Source organism: Chryseobacterium sp. GM_Chr_2, assembly GCF_026540445.1.
GTDB lineage: Bacteria > Bacteroidota > Bacteroidia > Flavobacteriales > Weeksellaceae > Chryseobacterium.
Window position 1 is genome coordinate 575,007 of sequence record NZ_JALNUD010000001.1, and the last position, 22,045, is coordinate 597,051.

Annotated in this window: 15 protein-coding genes and 1 tRNA gene; all 16 read right to left on the reverse strand. The window is 37.1% G+C overall.

Annotation, left to right across the window (positions count from 1 at the left end; translation table 11 throughout):
- Positions 1-70 precede the first annotated feature (70 nt).
- The 16 genes from OXQ85_RS02605 to OXQ85_RS02680 all read right to left on the reverse strand — a co-directional run bounded on the left by OXQ85_RS02605 (position 71) and on the right by OXQ85_RS02680 (position 22,009).
- On the reverse strand, positions 71-721 hold the full coding sequence (locus OXQ85_RS02605) for a Crp/Fnr family transcriptional regulator (RefSeq protein ID WP_267402165.1): 651 nt from the start codon (positions 719-721) through the stop codon (positions 71-73).
- A 248-nt stretch (positions 722-969) separates the two neighbouring features.
- A complete protein-coding gene (locus OXQ85_RS02610; RefSeq protein ID WP_267402166.1) occupies positions 970-1,275 on the reverse strand; it encodes a DUF3467 domain-containing protein in 306 nt (101 codons plus the stop codon).
- Between the two features lie 87 nt (positions 1,276-1,362).
- Positions 1,363-5,628, reverse strand: a complete 4,266-nt coding sequence (rpoC, locus tag OXQ85_RS02615) for a DNA-directed RNA polymerase subunit beta' (RefSeq protein ID WP_267402168.1) — start codon at positions 5,626-5,628, stop codon at positions 1,363-1,365.
- A 107-nt stretch (positions 5,629-5,735) separates the two neighbouring features.
- The gene (rpoB, locus tag OXQ85_RS02620) at positions 5,736-9,557 is read right to left on the reverse strand and encodes a DNA-directed RNA polymerase subunit beta (protein ID WP_267402170.1); all 3,822 of its coding nucleotides are present in this window, start codon (positions 9,555-9,557) and stop codon (positions 5,736-5,738) included.
- Positions 9,558-10,353: 796 nt separating this feature from the next.
- On the reverse strand, positions 10,354-10,719 hold the full coding sequence (rplL, locus tag OXQ85_RS02625; RefSeq protein ID WP_267402171.1) for a 50S ribosomal protein L7/L12: 366 nt from the start codon (positions 10,717-10,719) through the stop codon (positions 10,354-10,356).
- 45 nt (positions 10,720-10,764) lie between these two features.
- On the reverse strand, positions 10,765-11,352 hold the full coding sequence (rplJ, locus tag OXQ85_RS02630; protein ID WP_267402172.1) for a 50S ribosomal protein L10: 588 nt from the start codon (positions 11,350-11,352) through the stop codon (positions 10,765-10,767).
- Positions 11,353-11,370: 18 nt separating this feature from the next.
- Positions 11,371-12,063 (reverse strand): 50S ribosomal protein L1, encoded by a 693-nt coding sequence (gene rplA, locus OXQ85_RS02635; RefSeq protein WP_027380917.1) that lies wholly within the window; start codon positions 12,061-12,063, stop codon positions 11,371-11,373.
- Positions 12,064-12,078: 15 nt separating this feature from the next.
- Positions 12,079-12,525 (reverse strand): 50S ribosomal protein L11, encoded by a 447-nt coding sequence (gene rplK, locus OXQ85_RS02640; protein WP_072955489.1) that lies wholly within the window; start codon positions 12,523-12,525, stop codon positions 12,079-12,081.
- Between the two features lie 218 nt (positions 12,526-12,743).
- Positions 12,744-13,616 carry a hypothetical protein gene (locus tag OXQ85_RS02645; RefSeq protein ID WP_267402177.1) on the reverse strand — a complete coding sequence of 291 codons (873 nt, stop codon included), beginning with the start codon at positions 13,614-13,616 and terminating at the stop codon, positions 12,744-12,746.
- 430 nt (positions 13,617-14,046) lie between these two features.
- The gene (gene nusG, locus OXQ85_RS02650) at positions 14,047-14,589 is read right to left on the reverse strand and encodes a transcription termination/antitermination protein NusG (RefSeq protein ID WP_267402179.1); all 543 of its coding nucleotides are present in this window, start codon (positions 14,587-14,589) and stop codon (positions 14,047-14,049) included.
- Between the two features lie 21 nt (positions 14,590-14,610).
- A complete protein-coding gene (secE, locus tag OXQ85_RS02655; RefSeq protein WP_267402181.1) occupies positions 14,611-14,817 on the reverse strand; it encodes a preprotein translocase subunit SecE in 207 nt (68 codons plus the stop codon).
- A 12-nt stretch (positions 14,818-14,829) separates the two neighbouring features.
- Positions 14,830-14,900 (reverse strand) — tRNA-Trp (locus tag OXQ85_RS02660).
- 52 nt (positions 14,901-14,952) lie between these two features.
- On the reverse strand, positions 14,953-16,158 hold the full coding sequence (gene tuf / locus OXQ85_RS02665; RefSeq protein ID WP_267402183.1) for an elongation factor Tu: 1,206 nt from the start codon (positions 16,156-16,158) through the stop codon (positions 14,953-14,955).
- A 258-nt stretch (positions 16,159-16,416) separates the two neighbouring features.
- Entirely contained in the window at positions 16,417-19,515 is a 3,099-nt protein-coding gene (locus tag OXQ85_RS02670) for a CusA/CzcA family heavy metal efflux RND transporter (RefSeq protein ID WP_267402185.1), read from the reverse strand.
- Positions 19,516-19,679: 164 nt separating this feature from the next.
- The gene (locus OXQ85_RS02675; protein WP_267402187.1) at positions 19,680-20,765 is read right to left on the reverse strand and encodes an efflux RND transporter periplasmic adaptor subunit; all 1,086 of its coding nucleotides are present in this window, start codon (positions 20,763-20,765) and stop codon (positions 19,680-19,682) included.
- 2 nt (positions 20,766-20,767) lie between these two features.
- Positions 20,768-22,009, reverse strand: a complete 1,242-nt coding sequence (locus tag OXQ85_RS02680) for a TolC family protein (RefSeq protein ID WP_267402189.1) — start codon at positions 22,007-22,009, stop codon at positions 20,768-20,770.
- Between the last annotated feature and the right edge of the window lie 36 nt (positions 22,010-22,045).

Here is a 22,045-nt window from a genome sequence, read left to right on the forward strand (position 1 = left end):
TGTGTGATAAAAGTCACCAATGAAATTGTTTTTATCAATCATAATATTAAATTAATTAAAACAATATAAATTAGACACGTCTAACATTTTCATTTTCAGGGATTCTGATGCCTTCTTTGCTTTGCAAAATTTCGCCTTCATTTTCAATTTTTTTTAATACTCGGCTCACAACTTCTCTTGAAGTCCCTAAATTGTTGGCAATTTCTTTGTGAGTAAGCTTAATGGGATTGTTTCCGGTGATGTTAATTTGCTGTTTGATATAATTCAACACTCTTTTATCCAGTCTGTGGAAAACGGCATCATTTACCATATTCATAACATCGGAGAAACGCTTGTCGTATTCGCTGTAGAAAATACGATTGATCTCCGGATATTTTATCAACCATTCATGAACGACAGAAACGGGAATTAACATCACTTCTGATTCGTCTTCTGCAATGGCGTATACTCTGCTGGTATAATCTGTAAAAATGGAGGAAAAGGTCATCAGACAGCTGTCATTGGGTCTGATATAATAGTAGATTAGTTCTCGTCCGTCATTCAGAGAATATACTTTTATGGAACCTTTGATCAAAAAAGGAACATATTTGTTCTTCTGCCCTTCTCTGATGATTTCAGTTTTTGCTTTTATACTCGTTATAATCGCATGCTTTTGGAGTTCGCTAGAAAAGTCACTACCCAAGAACCCAAATTTATCAAGAATAAATTGGTTGTTTATCATATCGTTATTCATATCCAAAAGCAAATATATACAATTGAAGAATCTGTCGTATATTTTTTTAATCTATTAAAGATATTTAACAATAAATATGGATTTTGAGGATTGTTGAGGAGAGGAATATAGAGAGTTTGAGGGTTTTTAGGGTAATGTGGGGAGTTTGTGGACGAAATTTAAAGGTGATAAGAAATTTGGCAATAAAAAAATGCCCCAATAAAATTGAGGCATTCTTATGTATGATTAAGAAAATCTTAAGCTTGTACGTTGTTTCCACCTAATACGAAAGGCTCAACTTCTTTGATTTCACCAAATTGTTGCTCGTAGTTAGTGATGTTTTGTTGAAGAGCAGTAAGTACTCTCTTAGCGTGAAGAGGAGCAAGAATGATTCTTGATCTTACTTTCGCTTGTTGTACACCCGGCATTAATTGGATGAAGTCTACAACGAATTCAGATGGAGAGTGGTTTACTAAAGCAAGGTTAGCATAAACTCCAGCAGCTACCATTTCGTTCAATTCGATATTGATGTTCCCGTCTTGTGGATTTTGATTGTTGTCCATTGTTATAAAATATTTTTTTTATTCGAAATTTTGAGGTTGTGAAAATATAAAAATAATTTCAAACCTCAAATTTCCGAATCATTAAATTTAGTTAAGATCTTCGAATTCTTTCTTAGAACCTACGATTACGTTCTGATATTCTTTAAGACCTGTACCTGCAGGGATTCTGTGTCCTACAATTACATTTTCTTTAAGACCGTTCAGATCATCAATCTTACCTGCAACAGCCGCTTCGTTTAGAACCTTAGTCGTTTCCTGGAACGATGCCGCAGACATGAATGATTTAGTTTGAAGAGCCGCTCTGGTAATACCTTGAAGTACAGGTGTCGCTGTAGCCGGTAAAGCTTCTCTTACTTGAACTAATGCTTGATCTTCACGCTTCAGTTTAGAGTTTTCGTCTCTTAATTCTCTTGCAGTGATCATCTGACCTGGCTGGAAGATTTTAGAATCACCAGCTTCTACAACTACTTTAAGACCGAATACTCTGTTATTTTCTTCTAAGAAGTCATACTTGTGCTCAAGAGCTCCTTCAAGGAATTGAGTATCACCTCCATCAACGATAGATACTTTTGTCATCATCTGTCTTACGATGATTTCGAAGTGCTTGTCGTCGATTTTTACCCCTTGTAGACGGTAAACTTCCTGAATCTCGTTTACCAAGTATTCCTGAACCGCCGTTGGACCTTTAATTCTTAAGATATCGTCTGGAGTGATTGAACCGTCAGAAAGTGGCGAACCAGCTCTTACGAAGTCATTCTCCTGTACCAAGATCTGGTTTGATAATTTAACTAAATAAATTTTTCTTTCACCAGTCTTAGCCTCAACGATTAATTCACGGTTACCTCTCTTAATTTTTCCGTAAGAAACTACCCCGTCGATTTCAGTAACAACCGCTGGGTTTGAAGGGTTTCTTGCTTCGAATAGTTCGGTAACTCTCGGAAGACCTCCGGTGATATCCCCTGCTTTTGCAGATTTTCTTGGGATCTTGATTAAAACTTTACCAGCCTTAATTTTTTCACCATCGTTTACCATTAAGTGGGCTCCTACCGGTAAGTTGTATGCTTTCTGCTCAACACCTTTAGAATCTACCACCTTCAAGGTAGGTACGGCTTTCTTATTTCTAGATTCAGAGATTACTTTCTCTTCGAATCCTGTTTGTTCGTCAATTTCAAGTTGGAATGAAATACCTTGGATAATATCCTCGTACTCTACCTTACCTGAAGTTTCTGCAATGATAACCGCGTTATACGGATCCCATCTACAGATTGTATCACCTTTGCTTACTTTATCACCTGGTTTTACAGATAATATAGATCCGTAAGGTACGTTAGCTACCATTAATGGAGTTCTAGACTCATTATCAGCAACTAATCTGAACTCTGTTGAACGAGATACTACAACCTCAGCTGTATTACCGTTTTCATCTTCAGAAGTAATAGTTCTTACTTCATCCATTTCTACGATACCATCTCTTCTTGCAACAATTGAAGGATTTTCAGAAACGTTACCTGCAGTACCCCCTTGGTGGAAGGTTCTCAACGTAAGCTGAGTTCCCGGTTCCCCAATTGACTGTGCACCGATAACACCTACTGCTTCACCCATGTGGATCATCTTACCTGTTGCTAAGTTTCTACCGTAACATTTCGCACAGATACCTTTTTTAGCCTCACAAGTCAATGGTGAACGTACTTCAACAGCTTCTAATCCTGCTGCCTCAATTTTCTTAGCTAATTGCTCAGTAATTACTTGGTCAGCCTCAGCGATTAATTCATCACTTTCCGGATCATAAATATTATGAAGAGAAACTCTACCTAAGATTCTTTCAGAGATTTTTTCAACGATCTCGTCATTTTTCTTAAGTGCAGTAACTTCTGTACCTCTTAAAGTTCCACAGTCATCTTCTGTAACGATAACATCCTGTGCAACGTCTACCAATCTTCTCGTTAAGTAACCAGCATCGGCAGTCTTAAGAGCGGTATCCGCAAGACCTTTACGAGCACCGTGGGTAGAGATAAAGTATTCTAAGATGGAAAGACCTTCCTTAAAGTTTGCAAGGATCGGGTTTTCGATGATCTCCGCACCGGTAGAACCAGCTTTTTGCGGTTTCGCCATCAAACCTCTCATCCCTGATAACTGACGGATCTGTTCCTTAGAACCCCTCGCCCCAGAGTCAAGCATCATGTATACAGAGTTGAAACCACCTTGGTCAGTTTTCATTCTGCTCATGATCATTTCAGTTAATCCGGCGTTGGTGTTTGTCCAAACGTCGATTACCTGGTTATAACGTTCAGTATCGGTAATTAGACCCATGTTATAGTTAGCTCTAATTTCGTCTACTGTTTCAATAGATGAAGCAATCATTTGCTTTTTCTCAACAGGAACTACGATGTCTCCTAATGAGAAAGAAAGACCTCCTTTGAATGCGTTTGAATAACCTAAATCCTTCATTGCATCCAAGAACTTCACAGTTGTAGGGAAATCTGTATCATCAAGGATTTTACCGATAACGTTTCTTAATGATTTCTTAGTAAGAAGTTCATTAATATATCCTACTTGTTTAGGTACAATTTGGTTGAACAAAATTCTACCCACAGAAGTTTCGATTAATCTTGTAACGATTTCACCGTCTTCTTTTACCGGAAGTCTACATCTTACTTTAGCATTTAAAGATACTCTACCTTCAGCATAAGCGATTTCCGCTTCTTCAGGAGAATAGAATGCAAGACCTTCACCTTTTACTTTCATATCTTCTGTAGAGCTCAATTCTTTAGTCATGAAATAAAGACCAAGAACCATGTCCTGAGAAGGTACCGTAATTGGAGAACCGTTTGCAGGGTTCAAGATGTTTTGAGAACCAAGCATCAATAACTGAGCTTCAAGGATCGCTTCAGGACCTAACGGTAAGTGTACCGCCATCTGGTCACCGTCGAAATCGGCGTTGAATGCCGTTGTTACTAACGGGTGTAGCTGGATTGCCTTACCTTCGATCATCTTAGGTTGGAAAGCCTGAATACCCAGTCTGTGAAGCGTAGGTGCTCTGTTCAATAGAACAGGGTGACCTTTCATCACGTTTTCTAGGATATCATATACTACCGGCTCTTTTCTATCAATAATTCTCTTTGCAGATTTTACTGTTTTTACAATACCTCTCTCGATTAGTTTTCTAATGATGAATGGTTTGTAAAGTTCCGCAGCCATATCTTTAGGAATACCACACTCGTGAAGCTGTAAGTTTGGACCTACAACAATTACCGAACGTGCCGAGTAATCTACCCTTTTTCCTAATAAGTTCTGACGGAAACGACCTTGCTTACCTTTCAATGAATCAGAAAGTGATTTCAATGGTCTGTTTGATTCAGATTTTACAGCTGAAGATTTTCTTGTATTATCGAATAATGAATCTACTGATTCCTGAAGCATACGCTTCTCGTTTCTCAAGATTACTTCAGGAGCTTTGATCTCCAATAATCTCTTCAAACGGTTGTTTCTGATAATTACTCTTCTGTAAAGGTCATTCAAATCGGAAGTAGCGAAACGTCCACCATCCAACGGAACCAATGGTCTTAGTTCTGGTGGGATAACTGGAAGTACACGCATGATCATCCACTCCGGTCTGTTGATCATTCTTGTATTAGCACCTCTCAATGCTTCTACAACGTTCAATCTTTTCAGAGCTTCAGTTCTTCTTTGTTTAGAACCTTCGTTGTGAGCTTTGTGTCTTAAGTCGAAAGACAATGCATCTAGGTCGATTCTTTTTAATAATTCCTCAACAGCTTCAGCACCCATTTTAGCGATGAATTTGTTTGGATCAGAATCGTCAAGATATTGGTTCTCGATAGGAAGAGTTTCCATAATATCCAGGTACTCTTCTTCAGTTAAGAACTCCATGTTTTCGAAATCAGAACCGTCTAATTTCTTAGCAATACCTTGTTGAATCACTACATATCTTTCGTAGTAGATGATCATATCTAATTTCTTAGAAGGAATTCCTAAAAGGTAACCGATTTTGTTCGGTAAAGAACGGAAATACCAGATGTGAGCGATAGGAACAACAAGGTTGATGTGCCCAATTCTCTCTCTTCTTACTTTCTTCTCCGTAACTTCTACACCACAACGGTCACAAACGATCCCTTTGTAACGAATTCTCTTGTATTTACCACAAGCACATTCGTAATCCTTTACAGGACCGAAGATCTTTTCACAGAACAAACCGTCTCTTTCAGGTTTGTGCGTTCTGTAGTTAATAGTTTCCGGCTTAAGAACCTCTCCTCTTGAGTCTTGTAAAATAGACTCCGGTGAAGCTAAACCGATGGTTATTTTATTAAATCTACTTGATTTATTTTTATTTGACATAATTTTATTTTTGATTATAAAGATTAAAGATTGAAAGCTGTTACACTTTCGCTCTTATCATCTCGGAGTTAATTAATTCTTTAATTTTTAAATAATTAAATCTTAATTTACTCCTCCAATCTTACGTCTAATCCAAGACCTTGTAACTCGTGAAGTAATACGTTAAATGATTCCGGAATACCTGGTTCAGGCATAGATTCACCTTTAGCAATTGCTTCATAAGTTTTCGCTCTACCAATCACGTCATCCGACTTCACAGTCAAGATTTCTCTTAGGATATTCGATGCACCGAATGCTTCAAGTGCCCAAACCTCCATCTCTCCGAATCTCTGACCTCCGAACTGAGCTTTACCTCCTAACGGCTGTTGAGTAATCAATGAGTAAGGACCAATAGAACGTGCGTGCATTTTGTCATCAACCATGTGACCTAGTTTCAACATATAGATTACCCCTACTGTTGCAGCCTGAGTAAATCTTTCTCCGGTACCACCATCATAAAGGTGAGTGTGACCGAATTTAGGAACTCCTGCTTTTTCAGTATATTCAGTAATCTGGTCTAAGCTAGCTCCGTCGAAGATAGGTGTAGCGAACTTCAATCCTAATTTCTGACCAGCCCATCCAAGAACTGTTTCATAAATCTGACCGATGTTCATACGGGAAGGTACCCCTAGTGGATTCAATACAATATCTACCGGTGTTCCGTCTTCAAGGAATGGCATATCTTCTTCACGAACGATTCTTGAAACGATACCTTTGTTACCGTGACGACCCGCCATTTTATCTCCTACGTTCAGTTTACGTTTCTTAGCAATGTAAACTTTAGCCAACTTCATGATACCTGCTGGTAATTCGTCTCCGATTGAAAGTGCAAACTTCTCACGGTTTTTAACCCCTTGAATATCGTTGAATTTGATTTTATAGTTGTGAATTAATTGTTTGATCAATTCATTCTTGTCATTGTCAACCGTCCAGTCAGAACCGCTTACGTTAACATAATCTTCAACTGAAGTCAATAATTTGTGAGTGAATTTCACACCTTTGCTGATGATTTCTTCATCTAAGTCATTGGTAACTCCCTGAGAAGTTTTACCGCTAACAAGAATATTTAATTTTTCAATTAAAGTATTTCTTAAATCATCAAACTTAGCCTTGTAAGTGTTTTCAATCTCTTCAAGTTTAAGTTTTTCTTCAGTTCTCTTCTTTTTATCTTTAATGTTTCTTGAGAACAATTTTTTGTTGATAACAACACCTCTTAATGAAGAGTCTGCTTTCAATGAAGCATCCTTTACATCACCAGCTTTGTCACCGAAGATTGCTCTAAGAAGTTTTTCTTCAGGAGTCGGGTCAGATTCACCTTTTGGAGTAATTTTACCAATCATGATATCTCCAGGCTTTACTTCAGCACCGATTCTGATCATACCGTTCTCGTCAAGATCTTTAGTAGCCTCTTCAGAAACGTTAGGAATATCTGCTGTAAGCTCTTCCATACCTAATTTAGTATCACGAACTTCTAGAGAATACTCATCTACGTGAATTGAAGTAAACCAGTCTTCACGTACAACTTTTTCGTTGATTACGATCGCATCCTCGAAGTTGTAACCCTTCCAAGGCATGAACGCAACCACTAAGTTTCTACCAAGAGCCAATTCCCCTTTTTCAGTAGCATAACCGTCGCAAAGTACCTGTCCTTTTTCCACAATATCACCTACTCTTACGTTTGGTCTTAGGGTAATTGTTGTACTCTGGTTAGTTTTTCTGAACTTAGTTAATTTATATGTTTTAGTAGCAGACTCGAATTGTACTAAATCTTCGTCTTCGCTTCTTTCATATTTAATCACAATTCTGTCAGCATCTACATACTCTACAGTACCTGTACCTTCAGCATTGATCAAAATTCTTGAATCTCTCGCAACTTGTTGTTCCAGACCTGTACCTACGATTGGAGCTTGTGGCTTCAATAGAGGAACCGCCTGACGCATCATGTTCGATCCCATCAATGCACGGTTCGCATCATCATGCTCCAAGAAAGGAATCAATGAAGCTGAAATACCAGAAATCTGGTTTGGTGCAACGTCGATTAGGTTAACCTGAGATGGCTCAACTACCGGGTAGTCACCATCCAATCTTGCAATAATTCTGTCTGTTAAGAAATCACCATTATCACTCAATTCAACGTTTGCCTGAGCAATTACTTTGTCTTCTTCGTCCTCAGCATTTAAGTAGATAGGATCAGCAGCAAGATCAATCTTACCATCTTCTACTTTTCTGTACGGAGTTTCGATGAAACCTAGTCTGTTGATTTTAGCATAAATACCTAAAGATGAAATCAAACCGATGTTTGGTCCTTCCGGAGTTTCAATCGGGCAAATTCTTCCGTAGTGAGTATGGTGAACGTCACGAACCTCGAAACCTGCTCTTTCTCTTGATAAACCACCAGGCCCTAGTGCAGAAAGTCTACGCTTGTGCGTGATCTCTGATAGCGGGTTGGTTTGGTCCATGAACTGAGAAAGTTGGTTGGTACCAAAGAACGAGTTGATTACTGATGTTAAAGTTTTAGCATTAACAAGGTCAAGCGGAGTAAAGATTTCGTTATCTCTAACGTTCATTCTCTCCTTAATAGTTCTTGCAATTCTTGAAAGACCTACACCAAACTGTCCTGCCAATTGCTCACCAACAGTTTTAATTCTTCTGTTTGATAAGTGATCGATATCATCAACCTCTGCTTTAGAGTTTACTAATTCGATCAAGTGTCTTACGATTGCAATGATATCTTCTTTTGTAAGAACCTCTGTTGTAGTCGGGATGTTAAGACCTAACTTTTTGTTTAGTCTGTAACGTCCAACTTCACCTAATGAATATCTTTGCTCAGAGAAGAATAATTTTTCGATAATTCCTCTTGCAGTTTCCTCATCTGGCGGATCTGCATTTCTTAACTGACGATAGATGTACTCTACTGCTTCTTTCTCAGAGTTCGTAGGGTCTTTCTGTAATGTATTCTGGATGATAGAGAATTCATTGCTGTTTTCTTTGTGAATCAAGATAGATTTCACACCAGCATCAAGAATAAGATCTAAATGTTCTTTTTCAAGAATAGTTTCTCTATCCAAGATGATTTCGTTTCTTTCGATAGAAACAACTTCACCGGTATCTTCGTCTACGAAATCCTCGAACCAAGTGTTCAATACTCTCGCAGCCAATGTTCTTCCTTCCACTTTTTTCAGGGCAGCTTTAGAAACTTTCACTTCCTCAGCAAGGTCGAAGATCTGAAGGATATCCTTATCAGATTCATACCCGATCGCTCTTAATAAAGTCGTTAATGGTAATTTTTTCTTACGGTCGATATACGCGTACATTACGCTGTTGATATCAGTTGTAAATTCCATCCAAGATCCTTTAAAAGGGATAATTCTTGAATAATAAAGTTTTGTTCCGTTTGCGTGGTAAGTCTGTCCGAAGAATACACCCGGAGATCTGTGTAACTGAGTTACAATAACACGCTCTGCTCCATTAATAATAAATGAACCAGACGGAGTCATGTAAGGAACAGGTCCTAAATATACATCCTGAACTACCGTTTGGAAATCCTCGTGCTCAGGGTCTGTACAATACAATTTAAGTCTAGCTTTTAGAGGCACTGAATACGTCAATCCTCTTTCCACACACTCATCGATTGAATAACGTGGAGAATCTACCAAATAATCTAAGAATTCCAATACGAATTGGTTTCTAGAATCGGTAATCGGGAAATTTTCCTGGAAAGTCTTATACAAACCTTCGTCTGTTCTGTCTTCCGGAAGGGTATCTAGCTGAAAAAACTCACTGAAAGACTCAATTTGGATATCCAAAAAGTCTGGAGTGATAATTTTTCCTTTCGCCGAAGAGAAGTTAACTCTCTGGTTTACCCTGGTTGTTGCTGGTGTTTTACTCATAAAACTTTTAAGAAAGGGTTAAAAAATATTTTGATTAAAAAAATATCAGAAATAATAAAACTGCGACGGAGAAACAACTAAAGACCTTATAATGTTTGGCGCTATTAAGAATAGCCTTTAATTTTTCTACTTGATTCACAGAATCTTATTCCTATATTGCAACACTGGTATATCTTTTCACAGCGTAATGCAAAATATTTTTATTACTTTTGAGGCAAGGATCGTGATAACGTCCGTATACAAGAAAGCCCTTTCATTTTGATGAAAGAGTTGATTTCTAATATTTTACAGGTTTATATACAATTTTTCGCGCCAAAAGAGGAGCAAAATTACAAAAATTTATTCACATTTACAATAGTTGCAGTAATAAAATACTGACCTCTAGTTCCCTAATCACAAGAAAGTCTTTATTGATCGGAGAAATAATATTTAATATTTTTTTTTGAATGCTAACTATTTTTGCTCGTTAAAAAATTCTCCTTCAACAAATGAGAACACTTAAAGAAGTTTAACATATTGAACACAAAGTACACTAAGTTTTATTGACAACTAACTACTTTTAGCTTCACAAAGCCGTTCCACTTATCAAAGACCACAGAGATTTTATCAATTCTCTTTTCTAATTTTAAAACTGATCAAAACCTCCCAGGTTTTAAAAACCTTTGAGGTTTAAGTTTGATTACTACAAGAACTATTTCTGTTCTACAAAATTAAAAACAGCCCCTATTTTCATCTTCAAAGCATAAAAAAACCTGAGTAAAAATACTCAGGTCTTATATTTTAGGTAAACCTAGAATTATTTCAATTCTACTTCAGCACCAGCTTCTTCTAATTGCTTCTTAAGAGCTTCAGCTTCGTCTTTAGAAACACCTTCTTTAATTGCAGAAGGAGCTCCGTCTACGATATCTTTAGCTTCTTTAAGACCAGCACCAGTTAAATCTTTTACTAATTTAACGATAGCTAATTTAGAAGCACCTGCAGACTTAAGAATTACGTCGAATTCAGTCTTTTCTTCAGCAGCTTCACCACCACCTGCAGCAACAACTACAGCAGCAGCAGCTGGCTCAATTCCGTACTCATCCTTAAGGATAGTTGCTAATTCGTTTACGTCTTTTACTGTTAAGTTTACTAGCGTTTCAGCTAAATTTTTTAAATCTGACATTGTTGTAATGTTTTTGTTGATTATTGATTATTTTTTGAGTGTAAATTATTCAGCAGCTGGAGCTTCTCCTTCAGCAGCTGGAGTTTCCGGAGTCTCAGTAGCTGGAGCTTCTTCTACTGCAGGTGCAGCTTCTTCAGCTTTAGCTTCTACTGTCTCAGGCTTGTTTTGAAGAGCAGAAACAACTCTCTGGATTGGAGACTGAAGTAATCCGATGATTTCACCGATCATTTCTTCTCTAGACTTGATGTTTGCCAACGCCTCTAGGTTATTGTCACCAATATAGAAAGTTTCCTGAACGAAAGCAGACTTCAATGCCGGCTTCTCATCTTTCTTTCTGAAATCTTTGATTAATTTAGCAGGAGCGTTTGCAGTCTCAGAAATCATAATCGCTGAATTTCCTTTGAAAGACTGGAACATCTCAGAGTAATCTACTCCTTCGATTTGCTCCATTGCTTTTTGTAAAAGTGTATTTTTTACAACTTTTACTTTGATATTTTGCTTGAAAGCTTGTCTTCTGAAGTCTGAAGCTTTACCAGCATTCAATCCTTCTAGATCTGCAACATATACTACTTTAGCATCCTGAAGCAAGTCTTTGATCTCTTGTATCGCTACAACTTTTTGGTCTTTTGTCATTGTCTTAAGGATTTAATATTAGTTAACAGATTTAGTATCGATTGCAATACCAGGACTCATTGTAGAAGATAAATAGATAGACTTCACATAAGTACCTTTAGCAGCAGTTGGCTTCATTTTGATCAAAGTAGAGATCAATTCCTGAGCATTCTCCTTGATTTTAGCAGCATCGAAAGATACTTTACCAATACCAGCGTGGATAATACCGTATTTGTCTACTTTAAAGTCAATTTTACCAGCTTTTACTTCAGTTACTGCTTTACCAATTTCCATAGTTACAGTACCTGATTTAGGGTTTGGCATAAGACCTCTTGGTCCTAATACTCTACCTAATGGTCCTAATTTACCCATAACAGCTGGCATAGTAACGATAACGTCAACATCCGTCCAACCGTCTTTGATTTTTTGTAAATATTCGTCAAGACCTACATAGTCAGCACCAGCTTCTTTAGCTTCTGCTTCTTTATCTGGAGTTACTAAAGCCAAAACTTTAACATCTTTACCAGTTCCGTGAGGAAGAGATACAACACCTCTTACCATTTGGTTTGCTTTTCTAGGATCTACCCCTAATCTTACAGCGATGTCTACAGAAGCATCAAACTTTGCAGTGTTTACTTCTTTTACAAGAGCTGAACCTTCTTCAAGGTTATAGATTCTTCCTTTTTCTACTTTGCTTAAAGCTTCCTTTTGCTTTTTAGTTAATTTTGCCATTTTCTTCTTTAAGTATTAAGCGTTAAAAGTTGGTTTAGTTCCTGTTACTCTTAATCCCATAGATCTTGCAGTACCTGCTACCATAGAAACAGCAGAATCTAATGTAAAGCAGTTAAGGTCAGTCATCTTGTCTTCAGCGATCTTTTGAACCTGCGCCCAAGATACAGCACCTACTTTGTTTCTATTAGGTTCTCCAGAACCACCCTTGATCTTAGCCGCATCCATCAACTGGATTGCTGCAGGAGGAGTTTTAATTACGAATTCAAAAGATTTGTCTTCGTATACTGTAATTACTACAGGTAAAACTTGTCCTGGCTTATCTTGAGTTCTTCCGTTAAATTGCTTACAAAACTCCATGATGTTCACACCTGCAGAACCCAATGCTGGACCTACTGGTGGAGAAGGGTTAGCTGCGCCACCTTTCACCTGAAGCTTTACCATTTTAAAGACTTTTTTAGCCATTGTTTGTTTTTTAAATTTGAATAATTAATGAGTTTGGAAGCATTTATTATTCAGTAGGTTATGCACTCACATAACAATAAACCTACTTTTTGGTTTGCAAAAGTATGAAATATTTTTCAAATACCAAACGGAAATAATTGATTTTTAGAAAGATTATAAAAAACTTCCTTATATCCGAAGATATAAGGAAGCCACAATTTCACACCTTTGAAAAAAAATTATAATATCTTATTGATAATTAAGTGAGAGTAGTCTTTACTAATCTGAAGATCACTTAAATTACCTACCATATTAGAAGTACCATACGTCATAAATTGAAGCGTCACCTTCTGCCCTGCCTTCAACCAGATCGTAGCATTACTTACTAAGAAGAAAAGATTTGCTCTTGTAGGATCTGAACTAGGGTTTTTTGCTCCTCTGTAAATAACGTTATGATTGGTTGCTACTCGGGCACCATCTACAAACAAAGCTGTAAATGCAGTTCCCGAAGTTCCGTCAAATACACCCGACCCGTCTTTTGGTGTATTAAAACCTGTTACTCCATACATTGTGTAAAGACCGTCTGTTTGTACTGTAAAAACTCCGGTTGAAGGATTGTAAGCGTTTGTAGGATCATATGCTTCATTTAATGTTAATGTAGTAAAATCATTATCGCTCCAATCTGAAGATGCATTAATTGATGCACCACCTTGAGCATCTAATACTCTGTTACCAGAATTTTCTACAGAATATGCATCCCCCCCTGCGACTTTTATTACCCCATTTGAATCTGCTACCAACAATCTATCGCTAGAATTACCAACACTACTTGCTACTGTTCTTAATCTGATAGTTCCATTTACCACATCAATTCTCTGTGTAGGAGCTGTGGTTCCTAATCCCATACTAATTGTACCTGTACCTATCCCTTTCTGTGCGGTTAAAATAAAATCGTTTGCTTGTTGACTTGCCGAAGGAGCATCCTTTGTTGGATTATCCTTTCCACCATCAATGTGAAATACTCCCTGTGGGCTTGGTGTGAAAATCCCAACTTGTGCGCAAAATAAACTTGAAAAAGCCATTGAAACGGCTACCAATAATTTTTTTTCCATATTCCATGTATTTTTTACAAATTTACAGAGAATGGTAAATAATATTCAAATATTTATTTCACAATTTGTTGATAGCAATCTAAGCCGCTCCAGTATTACGATGTAAAATAATAACTTAAATCTCTTTTAAGAGACATTATGATCGTGTTAATTATCACAAATAATTGATATATTAAAATATTACTTAGAAAAAAGAAAAAATTATTTAATAGTAAATTAACTAAAGATAAATTTTCATTAACATAAATAATTATACTGAAAATAAATTTTAACTAAAAAAATACTACAATTAAAGATCATTAAGCGCATTCGAAGCAAAAAAATTTGATACAATTATATGCTTTTGCATGAAAGTATAAAGTTCTAGCTTATAGAAATAAAAAAAGACCGCTTAAAAAGCGATCTTTAATATATTTAAGTTTTAAACTTATTAAACTTTTTCAACCTGCATATAGCTAAGTTCCATAGGAGTTTTTCTACCGAAGATAAGAACTGATACTTCAATTTTCTTTTTATCTTCAAGAATTTTCTCGACAGTTCCGTTGAACCCGTTGAATGGTCCGTCAATTACTTTAACGTTTTCACCAACTACGTAAGGGATTTCAACATCACTAGCAAATTCTGATAACTCATCCATTCTTCCAAGCATTCTGTTTACTTCAGACTTTCTCATTGGAACAGGATCACCTCCTTTTGTTAAACTTAAGAAAGATATAACTCCGGGAATGTTCTTAACAACGTGTGGAATCTCCCCCATCAGATCAGCTTCAATCATTAAGTATCCAGGATAGTAAGGTCTTTCTTTAGGAACTTTTTTTCCGTTTCTAATTTGAATAACCTTTTCCATAGGAATAACCACCTGAGTAACGTACTGCTCAAACCCTAAACGTTTGATTTCTGTCTCAATATAGTTTTTCACTTTATTTTCCTGTCCGCTGATTGCTTTCAGCACATACCATTTCAATTCGCTCATTATGGGAAAATACTTTTATTATTAATTGAACAAGTTGATTAGTATTCCTATTATGTTGCTAATTGCTTTTGAAAACAATTCGTCAACTCCAAAGGTAAATAGTGCCAAAATAACTGTTGCAACTGTTACTACGATTGTAGAAGATTGCAGATCAGCCCACTTCGGCCATTCAACTTTATGTCTGAATTCGTTATAAGAACCTTTTAAAAAATCGATAAATGAACTCATAATTGTTATTTGCACGGGCACAAGGATTCGAACCCTGATCAACGGTTTTGGAGACCGGTATCCTACCATTGGACGATGCCCGTAGTTAAAAGCTTCCGAGAGTTTCCTTTCGGAAGCTTATTTATTTTAAGATGATTAGTCTAAGATTTCAGTTACCTGACCTGAACCAACTGTTCTACCTCCTTCTCTGATCGCGAATCTAAGACCCTCGTTAAGAGCGATTGGTTGTAACAATTCTACAGTGATCTCTAAGTTATCACCAGGCATTACCATTTCTACACCTTCTGGTAAGAAGATCTCACCTGTAACGTCAGTAGTTCTTACGTAGAACTGAGGACGGTACTTGTTGTGGAATGGAGTGTGACGTCCACCTTCTTCTTTAGAAAGGATATAAACAGATGCTTTGAATTTTTTGTGTGGCTTCACAGAATCTTTCTTAGCGATTACCATACCTCTCTTGATGTCAGTTTTTTCAATACCTCTCAACAATAGACCTACGTTATCACCAGCTTCACCTCTGTCTAGGATTTTTCTGAACATTTCAACCCCTGTAATAGTAGAAGTTAATTTTTCTTCACCCATACCAACGATATCTACTGGATCTCCAGTGTTGATAACACCAGCTTCGATTCTACCAGTTGCTACAGTACCTCTACCTGTAATAGAGAATACGTCTTCGATTGGCATCAAGAATGGCTTATCTGTATCTCTTACTGGCTCTTCGATCCAAGTATCAACAGCATCCATCAATTCTTCAACAGTTTTGAACCACTTATCATCAGAATTACCTTCTGTAGCAGCAGTAAGTGCACCAAGAGCTGAACCTTGGATTACTGGAGAGTTATCTCCATCAAATTCGTAAGTAGATAATAAGTCTCTAAGCTCCATTTCAACAAGCTCTAATAACTCAGCATCATCTACCATGTCAACTTTATTCATGAAAACAACGATTCTAGGTACGTTTACCTGACGGCAAAGTAGAATGTGTTCTCTTGTTTGAGGCATTGGTCCATCAGTTGCAGCACATACTACGATAGCTCCATCCATCTGAGCAGCACCAGTTACCATGTTCTTAACATAGTCGGCGTGACCTGGACAGTCAACGTGAGCATAGTGTCTCTTTTCAGTTTCGTATTCGATGTGAGCAGTATTGATAGTGATACCTCTTTCTTTTTCTTCTGGAGCAGAGTCAATTGCAGAGAAGTCTTTTTTCTCAGCAAGACCTTTGCTAGCTAATACAGCAGAAATAGCAGCTGTAAGAGTAGTTTTACCATGGTCAACGTGACCAATAGTACCAATGTTCAAGTGTGGTTTGTTACGATTAAACGTTTCCTTTGCCATGATTTATAAATTATTTATTTATTGTTTTTCAAATTTTCGGTGTGCAAATATAATGAATTTTTACATACCAAAACCTTTTTATTAAAAAAAAGTTTCAATATTTATATTCCATGAAGTACAAACCGCATATTTCAAGTATTGAGACTGCAAATTTACACAAATTTCTTGATTAAGAAAATCTTTGTAAAACCTTTTATGAAAAAGCCTGAAACACAATTCGTTTCAGGCTCACTCAATATTATATAAATGAAAGAATAATTAAATTTGCTGCGATTTCTTGGTTCTATTGAAGATCCAGAAGATAATCGGGAAAATTAATAAAGTAAGAACCGTTGCCGTAATTAATCCTCCGATAATCACAATGGCCAATGGTTTTTGAGATTCTGAACCAATACCTGTTGATAGCGCCGCCGGCATCAAACCAATAGAAGCCATTAATGCAGTCATAATAACAGGTCGCGTTCTTGATTTCACTCCATGCAATATCGCTTCATCTAAACTTTGTCCGTTCTTGACATTCTGGTGAAACTCTGTAATGAGAATTACCCCGTTCTGAATACAAATCCCGAGAAGGGCAATCATTCCCACTCCGGCAGAAATTCCGAAGTTAATTCCTGTAACGTGCAAAGCGATGATTCCTCCAATTAAAGCAAACGGCACATTCGCCAAAACCAAAAGAGAATCTTTCATGTTTCCGAAAAGAATAAATAAAAGGAAGAAAATTCCTAAAATACTGATCGGAACAACTTGTGTTAAACGTTTCGACGCTCTTTGCTGATTTTCAAACTGACCAGTCCATCCGATAGAATACCCATCCGGAAGATCTAATTTTGAAACTGCTTTTTGAGCATCCGCAATCGTACTTCCTAAATCTCGGTCACGAATTGAGAATTTAATTCCGATATACCTTTTAATATCATCACGATAAATAAACGCCGCTCCGTTATCTTTTACAATGCTTCCGATCTCTCTCAAAGGAATTTGCGTGCCATCTTGCGTAGGAACCATCAATGAAGCAATATCATTTTCATCTTTTCTATATTCCTGAGAATAACGAAGTCTAATCGGGAATTTTCTTTCTCCATCATACATTTCAGAAGCAGTTTTTCCTCCGAAAGCCATTTCAAGAACCGTTTGTGCGTCTTCTGGCATCACCCCATAAGCCGCCATTTTATCTCTGTCCCAAACTACATTTACCTCCGGCTGACCGATATTTTTAATGATTCCGGCATCTTTTACACCTTTAACATCTTTTACTTCTTTCAAAACTTTTTCAGCAAGAATATCTAAAGTCTGGAGATTATCTCCATAAATTTTAATTCCGTTTTCTGCCTTGAAACCTGCCACCGCTTCCGCTACGTTATCGGAAATCGGCTGAGAATAATTGAATGTGATTCCCTGATAGGTTCTCAGTTTTTTATCAATTTCTTCAATCAATTCTTCATAAGTAATCTTTCGTTTCCATTGATCTTTAGGCTGAAGATTTACCGCAAACTGAACAAAGCCAAATCCGTTCGGGTCGGTTCCGTCATTACTTCGACCGGTTTGAGCTAACACATCGGTAACTTCCGAAAAGCTCATAATATCTTTTTTAAGAAGATCTGCTGTTTTCAACGACTCTTTTAATGAAGAACTCATCGGCATTTCTGCGGTAATCCAAAGTGAACCTTCATTTAATTGTGGTAAAAATTCCGTTCCTAAGAATTTTCCTGAAAATAAAGTCACTCCAAGGAAAGCCAGCGAAACTATTAAGCTTAATTTTTTATGTTTAAAGGTAAAATTGAACCCTTTCAACACAATTCTGTCCCAGAAATTAACGAAAGGATTATTTTTTTCTTTAACATTCTTATTTAATAGGATGTGCGAAAGCACCGGAACCAAAGTTAAAGTAAAGATCAACGCACCCATTAATGCAAACCCTAATGTGAATGCCAATGGTGAGAACATTTTCCCTTCTACTTTTTGGAACGAGAAAATCGGAATTAACGAAGTAATAATGATTAATTTTGAAAAGAAAATCGCTTTACCAAGACCTGTTCCCGTTTGTTTAATCCAGCCACCTTTCGCCATTTTGTTAAACTTTTCCTGTCCGTATTTAATCGCTTTGTGGTCGAGCATTACGAAGAGCCCTTCCACCATTACGACGGCTCCATCGATGATGATACCAAAGTCAACTGCTCCCAGAGACAATAAGTTGGCACTCATCCCTGCCATTTTCAAACATAAAAATGCAAATAATAAGGATAGCGGAATAATAATGGAAACAATCAGCGTTGTTCGCCAGTCTGCCATGAAGATCAAAACGATTACCGTAACTAAGATAATTCCTTCTAATAAATTATGCATTACGGTCTCCGTCGTGAAATCCATCAAATTATCGCGATCATAGAAAGTAACCATTTTTACATCTTTCGGAAGAATCTTTTCATTAAGCTCTTTAATTTTAGCCTTAACATTTACCAAAACTTCACGAGGGTTCTCCCCTTTTCTCATCACGACAATACCTTCAACGGTATCATCCTGATTGTTTAATCCCGCCTGCCCCACTCTTGGTCTTTCACCTTCGTGTACCTGAGCCACATTTTTTACTAAGATTGGGTTTCCGTTATCGTTATGAATCGTAATATTTTCAATATCGCTGATGGATTTTACCAAACCAATACCACGAACTACATATGCCTGTCCGTTTTTCTCGATAACATCCCCACCAACATTTAAGTTACTTTTTCCGACTGCATCGTACACCTGAAGTGGCGTTAAATTGTATTTATCCAACGCTCTCGGATCGATACTTAATTCAAAAACTTTATCCTGACCTCCGAAAACGTTGATATCGGCAACCCCAGGAACGCCTCTCAACGCACGATCGACCACCCAGTTTTGTAAGGTTAATAATTCTCTGGAATCTTTTGTTTTACTCTGCAAAGTATATCGGAAGATCTCTCCGGTGGGTCCGTAGGGTGGCTGCACTTCAGGGTCTACTTCATCAGGAAGGCTGACAGTTCGTAATTGGTTATTGACCTGATTTCTGGCAAAAGTGTCGTCCACCCCATCATCAAAAAGAATTTTAACAATGGAAAGCCCAAACATTGTGGTACTTCGCACACTGGTTTTCTTTTGAACCGGACTCATAGCCAACTCAATGGGCGTGGTCACGAAACGCTCTACTTCTTCAGCGCTTCGCCCATTCCATTGGGTAATGATGACAATCTGGGTATTGGTAACGTCGGGAAAAGCTTCAATAGGCATATTTTTGAAGCTAATAAATCCTGCAACCGCCAAAATCGCTACCCAAATAAAGGTAAATGCTTTGTTTTTTAACGAGAAAGCAATTATATTTTTAATGAATTTATTCATGATAGATTTTTTGATGACCTAAAAAAGCCGTTGAATTTGTTTTTTTATTTTTGAACCGTTAAGGATATGTAAGGAGTTAAGAATTATTAAGGAATTCGTAAACGAATGCTGTAAGATTGGATGTTTAACTTCTTAATCAAAATCTTTATGGTTTAAATAAAATTTTAACTATTCAAAGAACGATAGATCAATAATTGGTTATTGGTAATCACTTGCTCGCCTTCAGACAAACCATCTTCAATATAGGTGGTATCTCCCACTTGCTTTAAGACCTTTATTTCTCTTACCTTTACATCTGCCGGGGAGTTGTAGATCACCACAAAAGTTTTATTGTCATCAAAAATCACTGCTTTAGAAGGAACCGTAAGTGCCTTCACATTTTCAGAATTGGTTACTTTTATGGTAGCTTTACTTTCAGGAATCAACAATCCGTTTTGATTATCCAACACCACCCTCGCCTGCATCGCATTGGTTTCGGGATCGATAATTTTAAATATTTTATCAATTTTACCATCAAAAACTTTATCCGGATAAGATAAGGTGGAAACCTGAGCTTTCATTCCAAGACTGATTTTATCAATATCAGATTCATTCACGTTCATAATTGCCCAAACGTTGGTTGTATTGGCAACATCGAAGATATTTTCGCTTCTGTCACTTCTCAGCTGCATATCTTTATTGATGTTTTTCTGAACGATATATCCGCTAATGGGCGCTACCACACTGTAAATATTTCCCTTTTTAACATTATAAACCGTACTCACCGCACTTGCTCTCTGCATTTGATCCTGAGCCTTCTGCAATTGGCTTTTGGCTTCCAGTACATCTCGTTCGGTATTTAATTTTCCTTCATACAATTCTTTGGCAACACGAAGATTATTTTGCGCAACAACCAAATCTGTCCTTGCATCGCTCACATCTTTTTGCACTTCTGCCAATTCTGTACTTCTAATGGTTGCCAATACCTGACCTTTCTTCACATAATCTCCCAACTCGGCATTTACACTCAGTACATTTCCTCCCACCAACGGATACACATCGATATAACTATTTTTATCGGCAGAAATTTTTCCGTAAAAATTGTAATCATCTTCTATATATTTTTTTTCAACTTTTGCTAAATCTATTGATTTCAGCATAGTGCTGCTTAATTCAAAACCTTTTTTGGCCTGTGGTTTTGCATCTTCTTCTTTCTTTGAGCAAGACAAGACAGACAAAGCCACCATTATTGGTATTATATAATTTTTCATGTTTAATAGAAGATTTTCGTTTGTACTAGTTGATTTAATTGTTCTGCAGATTGCATAATTTCGTTTTTCATGTCGTATATCTGAAGGGCAGCCTCTCGATAGCTATCCATGAAATCGGCAAATTCAATAAGGCTCACATTCCCTTTTCGGAAATTTGTAAGCATTCCGTTATAGACCAGTTCCATATTATTCAGATCGTTAGATTTTATTTGGGTAAGCTGATCGTATTGAGATTTCCAGGTTTTATAAGCTGCCTGAACTTTTGTTTCAAGATTAAGCCTTTGAAAATCTGCATTTTTTTGATTCTGCTGAATGGCGAAGTTGGCTTTTTCCACATTTCCCTTATTTGATTTCCATAAAGGCAACGGAATCCCAACCATTAAATTTACCTCGTTCTTAAACGTTCCTCCGTTTTGATCCCATCCGGCTCCTACATTCAAATCCGGAACATTAAGAGATTTTTGCCACTGAGCGTACAATTTGCTGTTATCAATCAATTTTAAATTATATTGATAATCTGCATTGTTTTCTATTGCTTTCTTTTTTAGTTCAGCATCATCACCAAAAGGTTGTAATGCTAAAGTTTCCTTTGCTTCAGCTTCGGAAAGTTGCGGTTCAATATCATCGGTGATTCCTGTTAATACCTGAAGGCTTTGTTGAAGTTCTAAAATATCTTTGTTAATTCCTATCTTATCATTATTCAGCTGAATAACAATGGTTTGTAATCTAACTTCATCTTTCAGAGAAACATTTCCTTTAGCAGACTGTACCTTATATGCCGCCAAAAGATCATTCATATACCCAAGTTGCCTGTCGGTATTTTCAAGTTTTAATTTTTCGTAGTAAAGGTTAAAATATGTGGAACGAAGCTCAGATCGCAGATCCACAAGAAGTTGAGAAAACTGAAGCTGGGCAAGCTCCTTGTTAGATTTGGCAAAAGCAATTTCATTTTTCTTTTTGCCGCCCATGTAAATCAGTTGTGTTATTTGTGCGCCTTTTGCGTGGCCTACATCAAAAACTTTTTTGTCTTCCGGATTATAAGCGTTGATTTGGCCGCTCAGTTGTGGAAGTTCCCAAATCTTGGCCTGCAAAACATCTGCATCGGCCATATTGATGTTGTACTGTTCGGCAAGCAGTTGTAAATTATTCTTTTGAAAGGCTTCTTCACAATCCAAAAGAGACATTTGCTGTTGGGCCGCCACGAATGAGGAAATGACGATAAATACCCCTGCAATTTTGTTCATTTTTTTCTTTTTAATTTACAAAAATGCTTTTATGCT